Origin of the sequence: Nonomuraea sp. NPDC049784, from assembly GCF_040659615.1 — a bacterium.
In the GTDB taxonomy this organism is placed as follows: Bacteria; Actinomycetota; Actinomycetes; order Streptosporangiales; family Streptosporangiaceae; genus Nonomuraea.
The window spans coordinates 26,528-46,738 of record NZ_JBFAMX010000002.1 but is presented as its reverse complement, the minus strand read 5'-3'; the positions used below and the strand labels follow the sequence as shown (position 1 = coordinate 46,738).

At 69.1% G+C, this 20,211-nt stretch carries 17 protein-coding genes; 12 read left to right on the top strand and 5 right to left on the bottom strand.

The annotated features are described in order from the left end of the window. Nucleotides 1-63: 63 nt before the first annotated feature. Genes AB0J09_RS00830 through AB0J09_RS00800 form a run of 7 tightly spaced genes read left to right on the top strand, consistent with a single transcriptional unit; the run spans nt 64 to nt 9,341 of the window. The gene (locus tag AB0J09_RS00830; RefSeq protein ID WP_360683041.1) at nt 64-759 is read left to right on the top strand and encodes a FadR/GntR family transcriptional regulator; all 696 of its coding nucleotides are present in this window, start codon (nt 64-66) and stop codon (nt 757-759) included. Between the two features lie 20 nt (nt 760-779). Further along, on the top strand, nt 780-2,027 hold the full coding sequence (locus tag AB0J09_RS00825) for an ABC transporter substrate-binding protein (RefSeq protein ID WP_360683039.1): 1,248 nt from the start codon (nt 780-782) through the stop codon (nt 2,025-2,027). 10 nt (nt 2,028-2,037) lie between these two features. Beyond that, entirely contained in the window at nt 2,038-2,886 is an 849-nt protein-coding gene (locus AB0J09_RS00820; protein ID WP_360683037.1) for a sugar ABC transporter permease, read from the top strand. Beyond that, entirely contained in the window at nt 2,883-3,692 is an 810-nt protein-coding gene (locus tag AB0J09_RS00815) for a carbohydrate ABC transporter permease (protein WP_360683036.1), read from the top strand. The genes AB0J09_RS00820 and AB0J09_RS00815 overlap by 4 nt, the downstream gene beginning before the upstream one ends. Further along, the gene (locus tag AB0J09_RS00810; protein ID WP_360683034.1) at nt 3,692-6,667 is read left to right on the top strand and encodes a glycoside hydrolase family 38 C-terminal domain-containing protein; all 2,976 of its coding nucleotides are present in this window, start codon (nt 3,692-3,694) and stop codon (nt 6,665-6,667) included. The genes AB0J09_RS00815 and AB0J09_RS00810 overlap by 1 nt, the downstream gene beginning before the upstream one ends. Beyond that, nucleotides 6,664-7,887, top strand: a complete 1,224-nt coding sequence (locus AB0J09_RS00805; RefSeq protein ID WP_360683032.1) for an enolase C-terminal domain-like protein — start codon at nt 6,664-6,666, stop codon at nt 7,885-7,887. Before AB0J09_RS00810 ends, AB0J09_RS00805 begins: the two co-directional genes overlap by 4 nt. A gap of 17 nt (nt 7,888-7,904) precedes the next feature. After that, nucleotides 7,905-9,341, top strand: coding sequence for a peptidase S10 (locus tag AB0J09_RS00800; RefSeq protein WP_360683030.1), 1,437 nt, complete (start codon nt 7,905-7,907; stop codon nt 9,339-9,341). Here the strand turns inward: AB0J09_RS00800 and AB0J09_RS00795 are convergent. The 5 genes from AB0J09_RS00795 to AB0J09_RS00775 all read right to left on the bottom strand — a co-directional run bounded on the left by AB0J09_RS00795 (nt 9,300) and on the right by AB0J09_RS00775 (nt 13,762). Further along, nucleotides 9,300-10,211: a hypothetical protein gene (locus AB0J09_RS00795; protein WP_360683028.1), complete on the bottom strand. Its 912-nt coding sequence runs from the start codon at nt 10,209-10,211 to the stop codon at nt 9,300-9,302. The genes AB0J09_RS00800 and AB0J09_RS00795 overlap by 42 nt on opposite strands. Further along, a complete protein-coding gene (locus AB0J09_RS00790; protein WP_360683026.1) occupies nt 10,202-10,621 on the bottom strand; it encodes a peptidase inhibitor family I36 protein in 420 nt (139 codons plus the stop codon). Before AB0J09_RS00790 ends, AB0J09_RS00795 begins: the two co-directional genes overlap by 10 nt. A gap of 197 nt (nt 10,622-10,818) precedes the next feature. Continuing rightward, complete coding sequence (locus AB0J09_RS00785; RefSeq protein ID WP_360683024.1) at nt 10,819-11,589, bottom strand: SDR family oxidoreductase; 771 nt, start codon at nt 11,587-11,589, stop codon at nt 10,819-10,821. Beyond that, nucleotides 11,586-12,599 carry a DUF4432 family protein gene (locus tag AB0J09_RS00780; protein WP_360683022.1) on the bottom strand — a complete coding sequence of 338 codons (1,014 nt, stop codon included), beginning with the start codon at nt 12,597-12,599 and terminating at the stop codon, nt 11,586-11,588. Before AB0J09_RS00780 ends, AB0J09_RS00785 begins: the two co-directional genes overlap by 4 nt. Continuing rightward, nucleotides 12,596-13,762, bottom strand: coding sequence for a DUF4185 domain-containing protein (locus AB0J09_RS00775; RefSeq protein ID WP_360683020.1), 1,167 nt, complete (start codon nt 13,760-13,762; stop codon nt 12,596-12,598). Before AB0J09_RS00775 ends, AB0J09_RS00780 begins: the two co-directional genes overlap by 4 nt. Nucleotides 13,763-13,939: 177 nt before the next feature. On the opposite strand from AB0J09_RS00775, the gene AB0J09_RS00770 reads away from it, so the two are divergent. The 5 genes from AB0J09_RS00770 to AB0J09_RS00750 all read left to right on the top strand — a co-directional run bounded on the left by AB0J09_RS00770 (nt 13,940) and on the right by AB0J09_RS00750 (nt 20,209). Then, entirely contained in the window at nt 13,940-14,890 is a 951-nt protein-coding gene (locus AB0J09_RS00770; RefSeq protein WP_360683018.1) for a teichoic acid biosynthesis protein C, read from the top strand. A gap of 68 nt (nt 14,891-14,958) precedes the next feature. After that, on the top strand, nt 14,959-16,569 hold the full coding sequence (locus AB0J09_RS00765; protein ID WP_360683016.1) for an ATP-binding cassette domain-containing protein: 1,611 nt from the start codon (nt 14,959-14,961) through the stop codon (nt 16,567-16,569). A gap of 4 nt (nt 16,570-16,573) precedes the next feature. After that, nucleotides 16,574-17,443 carry a hypothetical protein gene (locus tag AB0J09_RS00760; protein WP_360683014.1) on the top strand — a complete coding sequence of 290 codons (870 nt, stop codon included), beginning with the start codon at nt 16,574-16,576 and terminating at the stop codon, nt 17,441-17,443. Nucleotides 17,444-17,526: 83 nt separating this feature from the next. Further along, the gene (locus AB0J09_RS00755) at nt 17,527-18,954 is read left to right on the top strand and encodes a sigma-70 family RNA polymerase sigma factor (RefSeq protein WP_360683012.1); all 1,428 of its coding nucleotides are present in this window, start codon (nt 17,527-17,529) and stop codon (nt 18,952-18,954) included. 151 nt (nt 18,955-19,105) lie between these two features. Then, on the top strand, nt 19,106-20,209 hold the full coding sequence (locus tag AB0J09_RS00750; RefSeq protein WP_360683010.1) for an NlpC/P60 family protein: 1,104 nt from the start codon (nt 19,106-19,108) through the stop codon (nt 20,207-20,209). The last annotated feature ends 2 nt before the right edge of the window (nt 20,210-20,211 follow it).

The following is a 20,211-nucleotide window of genomic DNA, read 5'->3' as shown; positions in this document are numbered from 1 at the left end:
CCGCCGCACGCTTCATGGCGAAATCATAGACGCCAAAGCCAGAAAGTGATTAGATCACTTGATATGTCCGAGGTAACGCGGCCGACACTGTCCGACGCTCTGACCGAGCGCATGCTGGAGCTCATCCGTACGGGCGGGCACCGGCCGGGCGACCGGCTGCCCTCGACCAGGGAGCTCTCTCAGCGCTTCGCCGTCACCACCCCGACGCTACGCGAAGCGCTACGCAGACTCGAGGCCACCGGGGCCATCGAAATGCGGCACGGCTCCGGCATCTACGTCGGGGCCGACATCGAGCGGATGGTCCTGCCCAACCCCAACATGCGCGAGATGCACGCCACCCAGCTCCTGGAGCTGCTCGGCGCGCGCATCGTGATCGAGCCGCCGCTGGCCGCGATGGCCGCCGAGCACGCGGACCCCGAGGCGCTGGCGGCGCTCAAGCGGGTGCTCGACGAGGCGGGCAGGCACCTGCGAGGCGACGACGCCCTCCTGCACGACGCCAACATGTCCTTCCACCGGGCGACGGCCCGGCTGGCGGGCAACAGCGTGCTGCACGAGGTCGTCGACTCGCTGCTCACTGTCCACGGCCCCGAGCAGCAGGAGATCCTGCAGATCTTCGACGACCGGCGCCGCGACTACGAGGAGCACCTGGCGATCTTGGAGGCCATCGAAGCACGCGACGCGGCGCAGGCCGAGGAGCGCATGCGGGCCCACCTGGTGGACGTGAAGACGGTTATAGAGCACAGGTTGCAATCCCCCTGATGAAACAAGGAGGCCGGTCCATGTTCCGGTCACGTGTGGTCACGCTCGGCGTGGCAGCGCTCGTCCTGACCGCCTGTGGTGGAAACGGCGCGCAGACGCAGAAGAAGACCGAGCTGACCCTGTACAACGACAAGGGCGCCTGGACGAAGTACTTCGACGAGATGGGCGCTCTGTCCAAGCAGAGCATCGGCCTGGGCATGAAGCCGACGGGATACACGGACTCGGCGCAGTACCAGGCGTTCATCAAGGCGTCGTTCCGCACGAACGTCAAGCCTGACCTGTTCACCTGGCAGACCGGGGGGATGCTGGAGGAGATCGTCAAGCAGAAGCAGGTGGCCGACACCACGGACATCTGGCAGCAGGCGATCCAGGCGGGCGACCTGTCGAAGGACCTGCAGCCCTACTACACGATCGGCGGCAAGCAGTACTGCGTGCCGATGAACGTCGCGTACTGGGGCATGTTCTTCAACAAGAAGATCTTCGACAAGTACGGCCTCGAGGCGCCGAAGACGTGGGACGACCTCGTCAAGGTGGCCGACACGCTGAAGAAGAACGGCGTCAAGGCCTTCTACCACACCAGCGTGCTGTTCTCCTTCGTCTGGTTCGAGCAGCTCATGGCCGGCACCGACCCCGACCTGTACGACCGCCTGTCCACTGGCAAGGCGAAATACACCGACCCGGGCGTGGTCCAGGTGATGGAGAAGTGGAAGTCGCTCATTGACGCCGGATATTTCATCAATCCGGGTGACAAGACGGATCCTGGCGACGTGCTGAAGAACGGTAAGGCCGCGATGGTCTCCTTCGGCACCTGGTTCAACACCAGCATGACCCAGCGCAACCTGAAGCCCGGCGAGGACTACGACTTCTTCGTCATCCCCAACGTCAACCCCTCGCTGCCCAAGACCTCGATGATCTTCGAGAGCGGCCCGCTCTGCTCGCTGACCAAGGCGGCCGACCCGGAGGCCAACCAGAAGTACCTCAAGTGGTGGACCACGTCGGAGGCGCAGGAGAAGTGGGCGACCAGCAGGGGCGACGTGAGCGCCAACCCCAAGGTGAGCATCGCGGACAAGGCGCTCGGCACCGTCACGAAGGACGCGGGCAGCGGCCAGTACCGCCTGGTCAACCGGTACTTCGAGGCCACACCGCCGCCGATCCTGACGGCCGCCCTCGACGGTTTCAGCAAGTTCGTGACGGAGCCGTCCAGCTACAAGGAGGTTCTGGACACCATCCAGAAGGCCGCCGATGAGTACTGGAGCACGCATCAGTGAGCGTGAGGCCATGAACACGCGTGCTCCCATGCTCGGCCGCTTCCGATCCGGATACGTGGCGCCCGCGGTGCTCCTGGTCGCGGGCCTGCTCTACGCGCCGTTCCTGTGGACGGCCTACCTCAGCTTCACCCGCTACGACGGCCTGGAGCCGGCGCAGTGGATCGGCTGGCACAACTTCGGCAAGCTGTTCGAGGACCCGGCCCTGCTCACCTCGATCCGCAACACGCTGCTCTGGGTCGTCGGGACCATGGTGCTGCCCGTCGGGCTCGGCCTGCTGGTGGCGGTGCTGTCGTACGACATCAAGGGCGGCATCTGGTTCCGGGTGCCGTTCCTGCTGCCGTACGCGCTGAGCGGCGCGGGCCTGGCCATGGTGTGGAGCCCGATCCTGTCGCACGGCGGGATCGCCAACATGCTGCTCGGCGTGGACACCGCGTTCCTGCAGGACGCGCCGGTCAACACGTTCGCGATGCTGCTGGTCTGGACGTGGCAGCAGCTCGGCGTCAACATGCTGCTCTTCGTGGTGGGGCTGCAGTCCATCCCGAAGGAGCCGATCGAGGCCGCACGGCTCGACGGGGCCGGGGGCTGGCAGCTGTTCAGGCTCGTCATCTGGCCGCTCATGAGGCCGCTGACGGCGGTCGTGGTCGGGCTCGCGCTGGTGGCCAGCCTGAAGACGTTCGACATCGTGTGGGTGCTGACGCAGGGCGGCCCGGGGCGCAACTCGGAGACGCTGGCGGTGACCATGTACAAGGAGACGTTCGTGGCCAGCGACTACGGCTACGGCTCGGCCGTGGCGGTGATGCTGACCGTCGTCACCGGGCTGGCGTCCTACCTCTACCTCAAGCGGCAGGTGGCCTCATGATCAGGCGTGCCGTTCTCGTCGTGCTCGGGTTGCTCTGGCTCGGGCCGACGTACCTGCTGTTCGTGAACGCCTCACGCCCGGCCAGCTCGTACGATCCGGGCCGTGCGTGGGTGCCCTCGCTTGACTTCTCGCTGTTCGAGAACTTCGGGCGGGCCCTGGAGAGCGCCAACCTGACGCAGAGCCTGGCCAGCACCGCGCTGTACGCCATCGTCTCGCCCCTGCTCGGGGTGCTCATCGGGGCGCTGGCCGGGTACACGATCGTGGTGCTCCGGCTCCGCCACGGCTTCTTCTGGTTCATCCTGATCTTCGGCGGCACGGTCTTCCCCTCACAGATGCTGCTCGTGCCGCTGTTCGTGGGCTACAGCGATGCCAGCCTGTACGACAGCCGCCTCGGCATGATCCTCATCTACACGGCGATCAGCGTGCCGCTGGCCGCTTTCGTGCTGCGTAACTTTTACACCGGCGTAGCATTCTCGATCTTCGAGGCGGCCAGGATGGACGGCGCCTCGACCTGGCGCATCTTCTGGGGTATCTACCTGCCGATCTCGCTCAGCGCGCTGACGGCGGTGTTCATCCTGGAGTTCACCTTCGTCTGGAACGACCTCATCTTCGGCCTGACCCTGACCCAGACCGAGGACGTACGGCCGGTGATGACCGCCATCGCCGGCCTGATGACCGACGTTTACGCCGGGACCCCGGTGCCCGTCGGGCTGGCCGCGGGGCTCGTGGTCTCGCTGCCGACCGTCGTGCTGTTCCTCGCCACCCAGCGCCTCTTCGCCAGGGGCCTGTCTCTAGGGAGTGTTTGATGACGAGCCGGTTGCTCCAGCGGAGCCTGGGCAGTCCCGACTACGACGGGATCAGGCAGGCGCTGCGCGACGACACCTCGACACCGGTGATCAGCGTGCGCGGGCTGGAGGTGCGGGTCGCGGTGCTGCCGCTGTTCACCCACGACGGCCGCCAGGCGGTCAGGGTGTCCAGCACCGAGCCGCTGACCCACGTGCTGGTGGGCGTGGACAGCGCGTCGGGCAGCGACGTGACGCTGCTGGTGCCCGAGGTGCAGGCGCCGCGCGTGCTCACGCTGGAGTGCCGCGACGACGCCGGGGTGGTCGGCTCCGCGCAGGTCACGGTGACCCCGCAGCGCAAGTGGAGCGTGTTCGTCGTGCACCACTCGCACCTGGACATCGGCTACACCGACCCGCAGGGCACCGTGCTCCGCCACCACCTCGACTACCTGGACGCGGCGCTGCGGCTGGCCGAGGAGACCGCGTCCTGGCCGGACGACGCCAAGTTCCGGTGGACGGTCGAATCGTCGATGCCCGCGCTGAAGTGGCTCGACGCGCGGCCCGCCGACATGGTGGCGTCCTTCGCGGAAAAGGCCCGCGAAGGGGTGATCGAGGTGACCGCGCTGCCGTTCCAGCTCCACACGGAGGCGTGCTCGGCCGAGGAGCTGTACCGCCAGCTCCGCTTCACCGGCCGGCTCAAGGAGCGGTACGGCTTCGCCACCAAGTCCGCCATGCACACCGACGTGCCCGGCGCGGTCGTCGGCCTGGTGGACGCGCTCAACGCGTCCGGCGTGCGTTACCTGGCCGCGGCGCACAACTGGGCGGGGCGGTCGGTGCCCTACCTGCATGGCGGCGACAAGCTGACCAGGCCGTTCCGCTGGCGGGCGCCGAGCGGGAACGAGGTCATCGTCTGGTTCACCGACACGCCACACGGCATGGCGTACATGGAGGGCAACACGGTCGGCCTGACCGACTCCTACGAGCTGGCCGACGACCTGCTGCCGCGTTACCTGTCCGCCCTGGCCACGCGGGGGTACCCGTACGGTCCTGGGACGTTCGGGTGGCAGGGGCCCGACGCGCCCAAGGAGCCGTACGAGCTGGATGTGCTGCACCTGCGGGTGCAGGGCGCGCACGCCGACAACGCGGGGCCCTCGATCGTGCCCGCCTCGATCGCGCGCCGGTGGAACGAGGAGTGGGCCTACCCGCGCCTGCGCTCGGCCGTCAACAGCGACTTCTTCGAGCATGTCGAGGAGCGCTACCACGACCGGCTGGCCGTGCACGAGGGCGACTGGACCGACTGGTGGGCGGACGGGCTCGGCTCGGGCGCGCGCCCGCTCGGCTACGTACGCAGGGCGCAGTCCGCGCTGCGGGTCGCCGAGACCCTGCACACGATCGCGGGCGTGGACGCCACAGAGCAGATCGACGCGGCCTACGACAAGGTGGCCCTGTTCAACGAGCACACGTGGGGCGCGGCCAACCCGTGGGAGGACGCCGAGGAGGCGGGCGACTCGGGCGGCCTGCAGTGGACGCGCAAGTCGTCCGGCGCCTACGACGCCCAGGACGACGCGGCCGACCTGCTGCACGCCGCGACCCGCAGGTTCGCCGCCGCGCTGTCCGAGGCGGGCGCCGAGGGCGGCGCGCTGGCCTCGTTCGCCGTCTTCAACCCGGGCACATGGGGGAGGACCGACGTCGTCCGTGCCTTCCTGCCAAGGGACGTGGTGGGCATCGACGTGCCGATCGCGCTGGTGGACTCGCGGTCCGGGGAGACGCTCGCGCACCACGAGGAGTTCGTGCACCCGGAGGACTGGCCGACCCGGCCGATCGGGCGGCACGTCCAGGCGGTCGTCCCCGATGTTCCCGGCTTCGGCTACACGCGCATCGACGTCGTGCCGGGGGAGACCCAGGCCCCCGAGCCGGTCGAGCTCGACCTGAGCGGGTTGATCGAGAACGAGTTCTACCGCGTGGCCTACGACGTACGCGAGGGCTACATCAGCTCGATCTTCGACAAGCGGGCGGGCCGCGAGCTGGTCAACGGCGACGCGGCGGCCGGCTTCGGCCAGTACGTCTACGACCAGTACGCCACCGCCCCACATTTCAACCATTTGTCAGGACATGTTGGGGCGCACGACCGCACGCTCCTGGGCGACCGGGCCATCGGCAAGGGCGCCACCATCACCAAGGCCCAGCGCACGGCCGTCGGCGAGAAGCTGGTCGTGGAGCTGCACGGCAAGGGCGTGGACTGGATCCGCACGACCATCGAGCTGCACAACGGCGTGCCCAGGCTGGACCTGACCTACCAGCTCGCCAAGCAGGGCACTCCGGCCAAGGAGGCGGTGTTCCTGGCCTTCCCGTTCGCCGCGGGCCCGGCCACCGCCTGGGAGCTCACCGGCGGCGTCGGCGGCCCCGACGTGCCGCGCGTGCCGGGCTCGGCCGAGTACATGCTGCCGATCAGGCACTGGATCGCGTTCGAGGACCCCGAGCTGACCGTCGCCTGGGCAACGCTGGAGGCGCCGCTGGTGCAGCTCGGCACCATCCACATGCCGTACGCGCCGTTCCCGCCCACCCTCGACCAGGAGGACGGCACGGTCTATTCGTGGGCGCTCAACAACATCTGGGACACCAACTTCCCTGCCCAGCAGCAGGGCGAGACCACGTTCCGCTACGCGGTCACCTCAGCGGCCGGCGCCGACGGCCGCAGGATCGGCGCGGCGGCGGCCTCTGGACTGACCGAGCCGTTCGTCGGCGCGTTGATCAGCGACAGCCCCAAGGTCACCGAGACGTACGTGTCGGTCGACCACCCCGACGTGCTGATCACGTCGATCGGGCGGTCCGGGGACGAGCGCGTGGTGCGGCTGCAGTCGCTGGCGGCCGAGCCGGTCGAGGTGGCGGTCCGCCTGCCCGGACTGCGCTCGGCCCGCGGGCTCGACGTGGTGGACGAGACGGTCAAGGTACGGCTGCCCGCCTGCGGGGTGGCCGCGATTTGGGGGACGTGTTCGTGAAGATCGTTGATATCAGGGCCACGACGGTCGCGGTCCCGCTGGAGGCGCCGCTGCGGCACAGCAACGGCGCGCACTGGGGCAGGTTCGTCCGCACGATCGTCGAGGTCGAGGCCGACAACGGGCTGGTCGGCCTGGGCGAGATGGGTGGAGGGGGAGAAAGCGCCGAGGCGGCGTTCCGTGCGCTGATGCCGTACCTGAAGGATCATGATCCCTTTCAGCTCGAGGCACTGCGCTTCAAGATCGCCAACCCGACGGCCTCGCTCTACAACAACAGGACGCAGCTCCTCGCCGCCATCGAGTTCGCCTGCATCGACCTCATCGGGCAGCACCTGAACGTGCCCGCCTGCGACCTGCTCGGCGGGCGGGTCCGCGACGCCGTGCCGTTCGCCTCGTACCTGTTCTTCAGGTACGCGGCCGAGGGGTATGACGAGATCCGCACGCCCGAGCAGCTCGTCGAGCACACCGGGCAGCTCAAGGCGGCGCACGGGTTCACCGTGCACAAGCTCAAGGGCGGCGTGTTCCCGCCGGACTTCGAGCTGGAGTGCTACCGGGCGCTGGCCGATGCCTTCCCTGACGACCGGCTCAGATACGACCCGAACGCCGTGCTGTCGGTGGCCGAGGGGCTGCGCTTCGGCCGGGCCATCGAAGGGCTGAACAACGACTACCTGGAGGACCCGGTCTGGGGCCTGGAAGGGCTCAGGACCGTCCGCGAGCAGGTCAGAGTGCCGCTGGCGACCAACACCGTCGTGGTCAACTTCGAGCAGCTCGCCTCGAACGTCCTGCGCAGGGCCGCCGACGTGGTGCTGCTGGACACGACGTTCTGGGGCGGCATCAGGCCGTGCGTGAAGGCGGCGGGCGTGTGCGAGACGTTCCAGCTCGGGGTGGCCGTGCACTCGTCCGGGGAGCTGGGCATCCAGCTGGCGACCATGCTGCATCTCGGCGCGGTGCTGCCGAACCTCACCTACGCCGCCGACGCGCACTACCACCAGCTCAGGGACGACGTGATCGAGGGCGGGAAGATGGCGTACTCGGAGGGCGCCATCGCCGTGCCATCGGGGCCCGGGCTGGGGGTGCGGCTGGATCCGGAGAAGGTCGCCCGCTACGCCGAGTTCTATCGGGAGACGGGCGGCTATCCGTACGACCGGGACCCCGGGCGGCCCGGCTGGTACGCCACCGTGCCGAACGAGCGGTTCGCCGACCCCACCGTTCCCTCGAGATAGCTCCATAATTGGGCGATATGTCTGAAGCAACACAGCCGGCACCCCCGGCCGACAACCTCGTCACCACCTCGCACACCCTGCCGTCTGGGCAGGCGTACACCGCCACCACCGGCACCATGGTGCTGCGCGAGGAGGTGATCACCGACGGCAAGTTCGAGGGCCTGCGCCCGAAGGCCGAGATGTTCGTCACCTCGTACACGCTCGACGGGGCCGACCCGCTGAGCCGGCCGGTCACGTTCGCGTTCAACGGTGGCCCCGGCTCCTCGAGCGTGTGGCTGCACCTGGGCGTGCTCGGGCCGCGCCGGGTCGTGATGGGGGACGCGGGATCGCTCCTGCCTCCCCCTTACGGCCTGGTCGACAACGAGGAGAGCCTGCTGGGCGTGAGCGACCTGGTCTTCATCGACCCGGTCTCGACCGGCTACTCGCGGGCGGCCGAAGGTGAGAAGGCGGAGCCGTACCACGGCTTCACCGGCGACATCGAGTCGGTCGGGGAGATCATCCGGCTGTGGACCACCAGGAACGGGCGGTGGATGTCGCCGAAGTTCCTGGCGGGGGAGTCGTACGGGACGGTCAGGGCGGCCGGGCTGGCCGATCACCTGCAGTCGCGGTACGGCATGTACCTCAACGGCGTGATGTTGATCTCCTCGGTGCTCGACTACATCACCGGCGATTTCAACCAGGGCAACGACCTGTCCTACGCCCTCTATCTGCCGACTTATGCCGCTATTGCGCACTATCACGGGCTGCACAGAGACCGGCCGCTGGACGACGTGCTGCGCGAGGCCGAGGCGTTCGCCGAGCGCGACTACCTGTGGGCACTGGCGCGCGGCAGCCGCCTCGGCAACGAGGAGCGCGCGGCCGCGGTCTCCACGATCGCCGCGCTGACGGGGCTGAGCGAGGACTACGTCGACCGTGTGGACCTGCGGATCGAGCACATCCGGTTCTTCACCGAGGTGCTGCGCTCGCGCCGTCAGGTCGTTGGGCGGCTCGACGGGCGGTTCACCGGTTGGGACCCCGACTCGGGGCGCGAGCACTTCACCGCCGACCCCAGCATGAACGCGATCATGGGCCCCTACAGCGCCGCGCTCAACCACTACCTCCGCACCGAGCTCGGCTACGCCAACGACCTGCTGTACGAGGTGCTCACCTCGCGGGTTCAGCCGTGGTCGTTCAAGGAGTTCGAGGGCGCCCACGTCGCGGTGGTCGACAAGCTGGCCGCGGCCATGCGGGCCAACCCGCACCTGCGGGTGCATGTGGCCTGCGGCTACCACGACGGCGCGACGCCGTACTACGCCGCCGAGCACGCCTTCGCCCACCTGCCCGTGCCCGCGGAGCTGGCCGCGAACGTGGAGTTCAGGTACTACGAGGCAGGCCACATGATGTACGTCCACGAGCCGAGCAGGCTGCGCCAGTCAGCGGACCTGGCCGCGTTCGTCCTCGGCCAGCAGGCCTGACGCGCGGGCCAGGCGCTGCTTGAGGTTGGCGCGGAGCGCGGCGAAACGCTCGGGGTTGTCCCGGATGAGCGTCCGCTGGAGCTCCGCGTCAGCCGCGAACCAGGCGGCGATCAGGCCCGAGGACCACTTGCAGGTCGTGTCCGCGAACGCGACCTGCTTCTCCTTCTCGCTGATGGCCGGTTTGTCCAGTTTCCAGCGGCTGTCGGCGATGGCGGCCTCGGGAGCCTGGTACGAGTGGCCCGCCTGGCTCATGCACGACTGCCAGCGCTTGACCGCCTCCGTCACGGACGGGTGCTTGGCGGCCTGCTCCAGCGTGAGCGAGTCCTGCAGGGCCAGCCACGGCCAGTCCGCCTTCTGCGCGCCCTTGCCGAGGGTGAGCGTGGCCTTGTCCAGACAGCCGCGGTCGACGGCGGACCCGTACAGGCGGTGGCGGGCCGGCTTGGAGAGCTTGCCCGCCCAGGCACCCGTCATGTCGGGGAAGTGCAGCCGGGCCAGGTGGTAGCCGAAGTTCTTGGCCGCCACGGTGTCGGAGACGCCGTAGCGGCGGGAGTTGCCGGGGTCCACCGCGGCGATGGTTACGGGGTCTTCCTCAGGCAGGTCGATCGTGGTCCCCTTCTTGCGCATGCACCGTACGACGAGTTGGTTGTGGGCGTTGCCCAGGATGGCCCGCTGCTCGGGAGTGGTCTTGTAGGCGTCGAACGGCAGCACCAGCTCTGACACCGAGGAGACGTCTTTCACGGACGCCCGTGGCGCGGGCTCGTGGGCGGCGCAGCCGGCGGCGGAGATCAGCAGCAGCGCGCCCGCGAGGAGTCCGCCGGCTTCCGGCAGCCAGGCCCGGAAACCGGAACTCCAGTGATTGTTCAGCGGCACCAGATGTCCAGCGCGCTGGCTCGGTTGTTGGTGATGGCGTTGTTGACCAGGAAGCCGTCGTTCGAGTCGTGCGTGAAGGTGCTGTGAGCGCCGGTGTAGCCCGGATGCTGCCAGAGGGTGGCGCTGCAGCCGATGCGGTTCCTGATGGAGCTCGTCTCGTTGTCCATGCTGTGCCAGGAGTTGGAGAAGTCCCAGTTCAGCCAGTTGTTGTCGGCGAAGTCAGGGTCGTCCTCGATGAAGTCACGCCAGAGGTCGGCGTGGCCGCGGTTGAAGTCGAAGGCGGCGTACAGGCAGACGCGACCGCCGTAACAGGTCGAGCGGGGGCTCGCCACCGCATCACCGGCGGGGACGACCGCGGTGAAGATCGCGGCCGTGGCGACGAGGCCGGCGGCCTTTCTGGATAGCCTCACAGGTCTCTCCTCGAGCAGTGGGTCGTTTCGAGGTCCCGTGCAGGGCTGCGCGCCCGGAGCCGGGGCGCGTGCCCGGCACGCCGAGGAACACTGGTATCAGCGGTATGACCTGGGAGTTCGTGGCGTTGGCGCAACTCTTGCCAGCTTTGGTGCGCAACAAGGGGATTCCGTGGGCTTCTCGGGAAGCACCGCCCGATCTATTCGGGGAGGGCGGCCGGGTTCTGCGCGAGCAGCCCGCCGTCCACGCGGTGCTCGGCGCCCGTGATGAACGACGAGCGCGGTCCCGCCAGGAACGCCACCATCTCGGCCACCTCCTCGGGTCGGCCCACGCGGCCCAGCGGGTGGGAGCGGCCCCACTGCTGGATCTGCTCCTCCTGCGACAGCTCGCCCCGCCACAGGTCCGCGGCCCAGCGCAGCATCGGAGTGTCCACCGAGCCAGGGCAGACCGCGTTCACCCGGATGCCGTCGGAGGCGTGGTCGAGCGCCATGGCCCTGGTCAGGCCGTTGAGCGCGGCCTTGCTCGCCGTGTACGCGGCCACCTGCGCCTGCGAGGAGAACGCCTGCACCGACGACATGATCACGATCGAGCCGCCGCCGCGGGCCCTGAGCTTGGGGATGGCGGCTTTGCAGGCGAGATAGACGCCCTTGAGGTTGATGTCGAGCACCTCGTCCCAGACGTCCTCAGGAGTGTCCTCGACCGTGCCGTAACGCTGCACGCCCGCGCAGGTGACCACGATGTCGAGCCCGCCGTACTTCGCCACGGCGAGGTCCACCAGGTCGCGCATCTCGCCGGCCTTGCGCACGTCGGCGACCACACCGGTGACGCTCTCGGTGTCGAGCGCCGCGTCCTTGTCGACGCCGCAGAACACCACGGACGCCCCGCCGTCGGCCAGCCGGTCGACCACCGCCCGGCCGATGCCCATCGAACCGCCCGTCACCAGCGCGACCTTGCCACTGAACTCGCTCATGCCAATACCTCCGCGCGCAACCGCAACACCTTCGTCTCGTGCGGGTCCAGGATCAGGGCCGTGCCGTTGGCCACGGCGGCGGCCAGGCCGTCGGTCGGCATGCTGGAGAACGGCTCGAGACCCACCGTGTACGCCCGCCCCCACCAGGGATAATCGGTGGACGCGCCGAGCTCCTGCCACATCCACAGGTACGGCAGGAGAGTCGCGTCCCATTCCACACGCATACCGATATCCCCCGAAATTTCGTACCAACCCTCGTTAAAGCCGGTCAGATAGACGATGTCGCTCGGCGCCCCCCGCTCCTGGACCACGCTCAGATCGGTCTCGCCGCCTTGATCGGCGGGCACTCGCGGCCAGTCCCAGGGGCCGCCTGCCTTCACTCGGCGGCCTTTTGCTGGATTTATCGCGCTTTCGTGAGGTATGACCTTGACGCCGTCCGGCAGCCGGATCGTGGTTCCGGGGCGCAGGAACGGCAGGCCGTACACGATGTGCTGCCCCCACATGGCGTGCAGGGGGATGTCGGCCTCGTTGGTGGCCCGGCCCTCGATCTCCAGCGCCGCCGTCCCCGACCTCAGTCTGAAGACCTTCTCCATCCGGTACGGCAGCCGCCGCGTGCGCACGCTGAGCCGTACCGCGACCTCCTCCTCGGAGTCGGTCACGACCTCGCACTGCCATGGCAGCCCGGAGACCTCCCCATGTTGCGCCAACCGGGCGCCGCGGTACTCGCTCGGCGCGCCCCCGCTGGGGAAGATCTCCTGCCAGCCGCCCTCGTAGTGGTCGACGAACTGGGCGACGTCATCGGTGGCGCCCTGGAGGTGGTCGTGCGGGTTGCGCAGGCCCTGCGGGGAGAGCCAGACGAAGTCCGTGTCGGTGGGCTTGTGCAGGAACTCCACCACGTCGCCGCCCTTGTCCGGCACGACGGTCACGCGCAGCCGCTCGTTCTCCAGCACGACCGCCCGCAGCCCGTCGATCGTGACGTGCCGCAGGCGGGCCGCCCAGTTGCGCCTCACTGGAAAGTCACATCCAGAAATCTCGGCCGGTAGATGGTCACGTCCCGGTAGTGGTCGGTGTTCACGAAGCTGTTGACGTTGTAGGAGATGACGAGGCCGTTGCCGGCCACCTCGGGGTGTGCGTGGGCGTTGTACGTGAAGATGTTCCCGCTGGTCTCGGGGGTCGTGTAGACGTGCTGCTTGGCGGTGAACGGGCCTGCCGGCGAGCACGAGGTGTAGGCCACGATATTCGGGCTGAGCACCTCGGTCGTGTCATGCGTGATCAGGGCATACCCCGATCCGACCCGGGTGACGCTGTACTCGTTCGCCACGCCGCTCATGATCCGCGCCGAGTCGGCCTCGTCCGGCGACCAGGTGCCGTCCGCCTTGAGGAACTCCCACGTGCCCAGCAGGCTCTGCCCCCTGACCCTGGCGACGTGCATGTACTTGGGCGAGCCGAGGTCCTCGACGCCGTACACGTAGGTGTATCCGCCGTCCTTGAGGATCGCGGAGGCCCACGAGATGCCGTGCGCGGACGGCAGGTCGCTCACGCTGATCGGCTCGTTCAGCCGGCCGGCGGCGAACCTGGCCACCACGTTCCGGTGCCAGCGCCAGTCCCAGGCGCCGGTGCCGTACCGCTCGTACTCCTGGTAGGTGACCTCCACGGTCCCGCCGGCCACCGTCGCGTCACCAGCCCAGAACCAGTGGTTCTGGTCGCGCGGGGGCATCACGGCGGTCGGCTTCTCCACGGTGCCGTCGTGGATCGTGGACAGCTTGCCGTCGCGCTCGACGGCGAAGGAGTTGTTGAGGAAGACCGTGTCGCCGCCCTCCCCGACCACGGGCGGACGCGAGCCGTCGGGGTTGACCCGGCCGAGGAAGGTGTCGGAGAAGATCCACAGCTCCTTGCCGCTCGGCAGCTTGACCGAGTAGGTGCCGTCGGCGCCCGTCCAGTCGTCCACCCGGCTGTTGTCGTTGCCGTAGTTGGTGAAGAGGCTGGTCAGCCGGGCGTCGGTCGTGGTTCCCTTGACGGTCGGGGCGCAGGCGGCGGCCGGCGTGGCCTGCTGCTGCTGCTGCGCTACCGACGGGACGGGCCTGGGCGGGGCCGCCCAGGCTTGCTGCGGCACGGCCGTCAGGCCGGCCAACGCGATGGCCAGGGGTGCTAAGGCGGAGCGGAATCGCGTCATCACTGGTCCTTGGGGGAGGGGAGTTCCCTACAGTTCTAGTCATTAGATCACTTACTGTCTAGGGCCCCTCTCACTCTCCGCCGGAACGGATTGTGGGATGCGGCGGTGGCCCTCGGTGCAACTGCACTATGGTGATGACTTCCTGAAATATCCGTAAATGTCCGTAATGGAGGTCACATGCCGGTCACTCGCCGAGATCTGCTCAAGGTCGGTGCCGGAGTCGCCGCTACGGCTCTGGTGGGCACGGAGACGGCGGCGGCCGCCTCCGCCCAGGGGCGGTTCAACCTGGCCGCGCCCGCCAGCTCGCTGATCTGGAAGAAGGCGCTGTACGACGAGACGGTGCTGCAGTCGTTCGCCTTCGACAACGTCCACGGGCACATCTACCTGGCCCAGCTGAAGAACGGCTCGGGGTCGGCGGCGGCCGGAGATCTCTGCGTGACCAAGCTGAGCTTGTCAGGGTCGGTGCTCGGCCACATGTACCTGCTGGGCTTCGGCCACGGCGTGCAGATCGGCGTCGAGCCGTCGGGCGGCTCCGCCTACCTGTGGACGGAGACCGACGCGGCGAGCGACGGCGCGGGGAACGCCTGGGGGAGGCGGCTGGCGAGGTTCAAGTTCGTCAACGGCCGGACGCTCAGGCCGTCGTCCTCGGCGCTCACCAAGTACACCTTGATCTCGGGCGCGACCAGCACCACGTGCGCGATCGACCCGTCCACCAACCGGCTGATCATGCGGTGCCGGGTCGGCGGCCAGGCGCGGTTCGTGGCGTACTCGCTGGCGGCGGTCAAGGCGGGCACGGCCAGGAAGCTGTACGACGTCGCGCAGCCGTCCGGCCTGGGCGTCTTCCAGGGCTACACGGCTTACGGCAACTACCTCTACCTGCTCGACGGCACCGCCTATGGCTCCTCCAATCCCGCGCCGGGCAACACGTACCTCACCTGCGTCGATCTGCGCACGGGCGCCAAGGTCCAGCGCTCGCTCAGCCAGGCGGGCAAGTCCCTGGACTACCGCGAGCCGGAGGGCCTGGCCATCCAGATCGTGTCGGGACGGCCCCGGCTGTGCCTCGGCCTCGCCTCGGGTGCCCCGGGGGCCCGCAAGGCCAGCATCTTCTACAAGAACGCGCTCGTCTGAACCGCCGCCGACCCTGATCCGCGGAAAATGTGATGACCGCGCCGGAAGGCGGCGGTTAACCTGCCGGGATGGGCCACGTCGAAGTAGGACATCTCACGTACGTGCTGCCCGACGGGCGGCCCCTGCTCAACGACGTGTCCTTCAGGATCGGTGAAGGCGTCAAGGCGGCGCTCGTCGGGCCCAACGGCGCCGGCAAGACCACGCTCATGCGGCTGATCGCCGGTGACATCCAGCCGGTCGACGGCAGCGTGGCCAGCTCCGGCGGGCTGGGCGTGATGCGGCAGTTCATCGGCAGCGTGCGCGACGGTAGCAGCGTGCGCAACCTGCTGCTCGGCGTCGCCCCGCCCGCCGTGCGCAAGGCGGCCGAGCGGCTCGACGAGGCCGAGCTGGCCATGATGGAGCGCGACGACGAGAAGACGCAGATGCGCTACGCGCAGGCGATCAGCGACTACACCGACGCGGGCGGCTACGACATCGAGGTGTTGTGGGACACCTGCACGGTGGCCGCGCTCGGCGTCGCGTACGAAAGAGTGAAATATCGGGACGTGGCCACGTTGTCCGGTGGCGAGCAGAAGCGGCTCGTCCTGGAGGCGCTGCTGCGCGGCCCTGACCAGACGCTGCTCCTGGACGAGCCCGACAACTACCTCGACGTACCCGGCAAGGAGTGGCTGGAGCAGCAGCTCAGGGAGACGCCCAAGACCGTGCTGCTGGTCAGCCACGACCGCCAGCTCCTGGCGAACGCGGCCGACCGCATCGTGACCGTCGAGTCCGGCAACATCTGGATCCACGGCGGCGGGTTCGCCACGTACGCGGAGGCCCGCAAGGCCCGTAATGAGCGCCTCGACGAGCTGCGCAGGCGCTGGGACGAGGAGCACGCCAAGCTCAAGGCCCTGGTCAACATGCTCAAGAACAAAGCCAGGTACAACGACGGCATGGCCGCCGCCTACCACGCCGCCCAGACGCGGCTACGCAAGTTCGTGGAGGCCGGGCCGCCCGAGGTGGCCCCGAACGACCAGAACATCAAGATGCGCCTCAGAGGCGGCCGCACCGGCAAGCGCGCGGTCATCTGCGAGGGTCTGGAGCTCACCGGGCTCATGCGCCCGTTCGACCTCGAGGTCTGGTACGGCGAACGCGTCGCGGTCCTCGGCTCCAACGGCTCGGGCAAGTCCCACTTCCTGCGCCTGCTGGCCGACGAGCCGGTCGCCCACGACGGCGTGGCCAGGCTGGGCGCCCGCGTGGTCCCCGGCCACTTCGCCCAGACTCACGCCAGGCCCGACCTGCTCGGCCGCACCCCGGTCGAGATCGTCATGACCGAGCACGCCAAGCTGAAGAACGAGGCCATGAAGACGCTGGCCCGCTACGAGCTGGCGGGGCGCACCGCCGAGCAGCGGTTCGACTCGCTCTCGGGCGGGCAGCAGGCGCGGCTGCAGATCCTGCTGCTCGAGCTGTCCGGGGCCACGCTGCTGCTGCTCGACGAGCCGACCGACAACCTCGACCTGGCCAGCGCCGAGGCGTTGCAGGCGGGGCTGGACGCGTTCGACGGCACGGTCATGGCGGTCACCCACGACCGCTGGTTCGCCGCCGACTTCGACCGCTACCTGGTCTTCGGCTCCGACGGCGCGGTCTACGAGTCGCCGGACCCGGTCTGGGACGAGGCCAGGGTCGCCCGCCCCCGTTAAAGAGTTGGTACGCCTGGCGCGTGTCACCTGCCATCCGTGCCCATGCACGGGTTATCACGGCAAAGTGATCCCGCGTAGCCGAACCGTCAGCCTGCTCGCACTCGGGGCACTCGGGGCGATCTGCCTCGCCGGGTGCTCCAGCGAGAAACGGCCAGTACAAGAGCTCAAGCCCCTCGCTCTCAAGGAGCAGGTCTCGAATATCGTCAAATCCGCCGACGGGTACGCCGTCAGCTGGGCAGGCGTGCTCAGTAACGCCAACCCATGGCACTTCGGCGAACACGTGGTGGCCACGATCGTCGGGCAAGACGCCAAGGGCACCGAGGTGGTCAGGATGGACCAGCCGCTCGACGCCGTGCCGCCGGGCGGGTCGCTGGCCTTCACCGGCCAGGCCACGTCGTCGGAGAAGCCGGCGAAGGTGACGATCCAGTACCGTCCCGCGCGCTGGCGGCTGGCGGCCCGAATTCCCTCGGCATTCCAGAGCTTTCCCATCACCCGGAGCCAGACTTTGCGCCAGAAGGACGGCTCATACCTCATTACTGGATATGTCGGTAATCCTTATCAAATGTCGGCCAGCAGCCTGGTCGTGAATGCGTTGCTGCGCGACAAAGCGGGCAAACTCCTCGGCGGTGGCAGCACGTTCGTGGACGACGTGAAAGCGGGCAGTCCGCCGCGATTCATTCTCACCGTGTCGGGGCTGCCCGAGGGAGCAGTTGTGGCGACGACCGACATCGCGGCCAGGACCTGGGGGTCCACCGGCCGTCCCTACGAGGATCTGGCGCTCGCCGGCGCCGTGCCGGTCCACACGGTGAAGCCCGTGACCGAGCCGTTCGCGGTGGACCGGAGCACGCAGGTCGTCTCAGAACATAAGCAATAATTCTGCCCAAATTCAAAGGCGCTGCCATGCCGTAGGCTGAAACCGGTAGAACTACTAGTTACCAATCAATTACCTTCGGTCATATGAATGACCGCGTCCTGGTCGAAGCACTCCGCGCCCGTGACCCAGGCGCGCTTTCCGCGCTCTATGACACGTACGCGGAGAGCATCTACTGCTACTGCTGGTCCTTGCTGCGGAGCGCCGACAGCGCCCAGGTGGCGCTCCGCGACACGCTGATCGCCGCCGAGGCGCACGCGGGCGCGCTGGCCGACCCCGATCTACTGCGCGCCTGGCTGTACGCGCTGGCCCGCGCGGAGTGCCTGCGCCGCAGGGCCGCCGCGCCGCCGGGCGCCGCCGAGGCACTGGCCGAGGCGCCGCCCCTGGACGACCCGGCCGACGCCGACCTGCGGATCATGGCCTGGAACGCCGTCCAGAGCCTGCCCGTCGCCGACCGCGAGGTCCTGGAGCTCGCGTACCGGCACTCGCTACCCGCGTCAGAGATGGCGCTGGTGCTCGGGACGCGGCAGTTGGAGCCGCTTCTGGAGGAGGCCCGCGAGCGCCTGCACGACGCGATCACCGCGGAGGTCCTCGCCAGGAAGGGCCCGTACGACTGCCCGCGGCGGGCCGCGATGCTGGCCGGGTTCTCCGGCGAGCTGACCCAGGAGATGCGCGAGCGCCTGGTCAGGCACCTGCCGCGGTGCGAGATCTGCGCGCCGCACCGCCACCGGGAGGTGTCGGCCGCCAAGGTCTTCGAGTTGCTGCCCGCGGAGGCGCTGCCCGACTCGCTCCGCGTCCGGGTGATGAGCTGTTTCATCGACCCGGAGCTGCTGCCCTACCGCCGTTACGTCGCCAGGCGTACGGCGGCCCTCGGCGCCGCCGGATTTCCCGTCTCCGCGGAGAACGCCGCTCAGAGGTGGCCTAAGGCGGTGGCGGGCGCGCTGGCGGCGGTCGCGACCGTGGTGGCGATAGTGGTGATCTTCCAGCAGCTCGGCGGGGGGAGCGGCGGCGGGGTGTCCGGTGTGGCGACGGCCGCGTTTCCCGCGACGGGCCAGCCGCCCGGTATCCAGCTGCCCTGGCATTCCGAGTCAGGGAAGGTTCCGGTCACCGGGGAGCCCGTCCTGGACAGCAGATCCACTCAGCCGATCGTCGTGACCGGCGCTCCGATGCTCGTGCCGTCCGTCATACCGGCCCACGACGCGGCTCGCTCGACGTCGGCCCGTGGTGCGCCCTCGTTCTCCGGGCCGCCCCAGCCCAATGAGGAGCCGCCTGCCTCGCACGTCCCGCCTCCGACGTACGTCACCCCTCCGACGCATAGCCCGCCGACCGGCGCGCCGCCGCCCGAGCACTCGCCGCCGTCCACGCCTCGCACTCGCACTCCCTGCCCCACGCCGACCCGCACGCCCACCGAGACGCAGCCTCCCCCCACGACGCCGACCGCGACGCCGACCGCGACGACGCCCACGCAGACGGCCACCCCCACCGAAGCGCCCTCGCCCACCGTGAGCGGCTGACCTCCCGGCCCCCTGCACAGCGGTACTCCGCAACACACCGACGCGATCCCACGGTCCTTTGTGGCGAGGACGAGCGTGCGCCGACTACGTTACGTAAGCGGCTCGGCGGGAAACGTGTGCATAGAGTAGCCGTGTGTTTCCAGGGGGACTAATGCGTGCATTTCGGGCGGGGCTGCTCGCGTGCTGCCTCATAGTCGCGCTGTGCCCGCCCGCGGAGGCCGACCCCGCCCCCTCCTCGCGGGAGGTGAAACGGGCTCGCCAAGCCGCACGTGACCGTTCGAAAGAACTGGGGGCGGCCACCGCCGAGCTGGCCACGGCGCAGTCGCAGCTGGACGATCTGGCGGCCGAGGTGGAGCGGCTGGTCGAGGCGTACAACGGCGAGCTGGTCCGGCTCCAGCAGGCCGAGCAGTCATACGGGCAGGCCCAGGCACGCCTGGCGGGGGCGGACACGGAGGTCGAGCGGGCGAGGCAGGACGTCGCGCTGCTGGCCGCGGAGAGCTACGGCGGGCTGAGCCCGATGGCGCCGATCATCGGCATGATCGTCGACCGGGGCGACAGGGACGGAGTCCTGCACAGGGCAGGGGTGCTCACGCAGCTCTGGGGCGAGCGGGCGGCGATACTCGGCAGGATGAGCGACGCCCAGGAGGTGGCCGCCATCCTGCGTACCGAGGCCGCGAACGCCTTCGCCGCCCAGCAGGCCGCCTCCGAGCGCGCCGAAGAGGCCAAGAGCGCCGCCGAGGAAGCCGTGGCCAGGCAGCGGCAGGACACGAGGGAGCTCAGAGCGCGTACGGCGGTCCTTCGCCACCAGGTGGACAAGGCGCGCAGCCACGCGCAACTGCTGGCCAGGCAGCGGGCCGCGTCGCTGTCAGGGCTGGTCGCGGGGGGCTCGGCCTTGGGCGACGTGGCGGCCAACTGGGCGCTGACCCAGCTCGGCAAGCCGTACGTGTGGGCGGCCGCCGGCCCGGACACCTACGACTGCTCGGGGCTGACGATGCGGGCCTGGGAGAAGGCGGGCAAACAGCTGGACCACTGGACGGGCACCCAGTGGACGTCGGGTGAGCACGTGCCGCTGGACCAGCTGAAACGAGGCGACCTGCTCTTCTTCGGCCATGTCAAAGACGATCCGAGCACCATCCACCACGTCGGGATCTACGTAGGCGACGGTCAGATGGTGCACGCCCCGCAGACCGGCGATGTCGTGCGGGTCGCCTCGATCTGGCGCGGGGACCTGGTGGGCGCCACCAGGCCCCGCTGAAG

What these genes read in the sequence shown, in the direction of transcription:
- AB0J09_RS00820 (WP_360683037.1), top strand. Translation starts at nt 2,038, where the DNA reads ATGAACACGCGTGCTCCCATGCTCGGCCGCTTCCGATCCGGATACGTG.
- AB0J09_RS00750 (WP_360683010.1), top strand. Translation starts at nt 19,106, where the DNA reads ATGCGTGCATTTCGGGCGGGGCTGCTCGCGTGCTGCCTCATAGTCGCG.
- AB0J09_RS00800 (WP_360683030.1), top strand. Translation starts at nt 7,905, where the DNA reads ATGTCTGAAGCAACACAGCCGGCACCCCCGGCCGACAACCTCGTCACC.
- AB0J09_RS00815 (WP_360683036.1), top strand. Translation starts at nt 2,883, where the DNA reads ATGATCAGGCGTGCCGTTCTCGTCGTGCTCGGGTTGCTCTGGCTCGGG.
- AB0J09_RS00785 (WP_360683024.1), bottom strand. Translation starts at nt 11,589, where the DNA reads ATGAGCGAGTTCAGTGGCAAGGTCGCGCTGGTGACGGGCGGTTCGATG.
- AB0J09_RS00765 (WP_360683016.1), top strand. Translation starts at nt 14,959, where the DNA reads ATGGGCCACGTCGAAGTAGGACATCTCACGTACGTGCTGCCCGACGGG.
- AB0J09_RS00770 (WP_360683018.1), top strand. Translation starts at nt 13,940, where the DNA reads ATGCCGGTCACTCGCCGAGATCTGCTCAAGGTCGGTGCCGGAGTCGCC.
- AB0J09_RS00755 (WP_360683012.1), top strand. Translation starts at nt 17,527, where the DNA reads ATGAATGACCGCGTCCTGGTCGAAGCACTCCGCGCCCGTGACCCAGGC.
- AB0J09_RS00830 (WP_360683041.1), top strand. Translation starts at nt 64, where the DNA reads ATGTCCGAGGTAACGCGGCCGACACTGTCCGACGCTCTGACCGAGCGC.
- AB0J09_RS00810 (WP_360683034.1), top strand. Translation starts at nt 3,692, where the DNA reads ATGACGAGCCGGTTGCTCCAGCGGAGCCTGGGCAGTCCCGACTACGAC.
- AB0J09_RS00825 (WP_360683039.1), top strand. Translation starts at nt 780, where the DNA reads ATGTTCCGGTCACGTGTGGTCACGCTCGGCGTGGCAGCGCTCGTCCTG.
- AB0J09_RS00775 (WP_360683020.1), bottom strand. Translation starts at nt 13,762, where the DNA reads ATGACGCGATTCCGCTCCGCCTTAGCACCCCTGGCCATCGCGTTGGCC.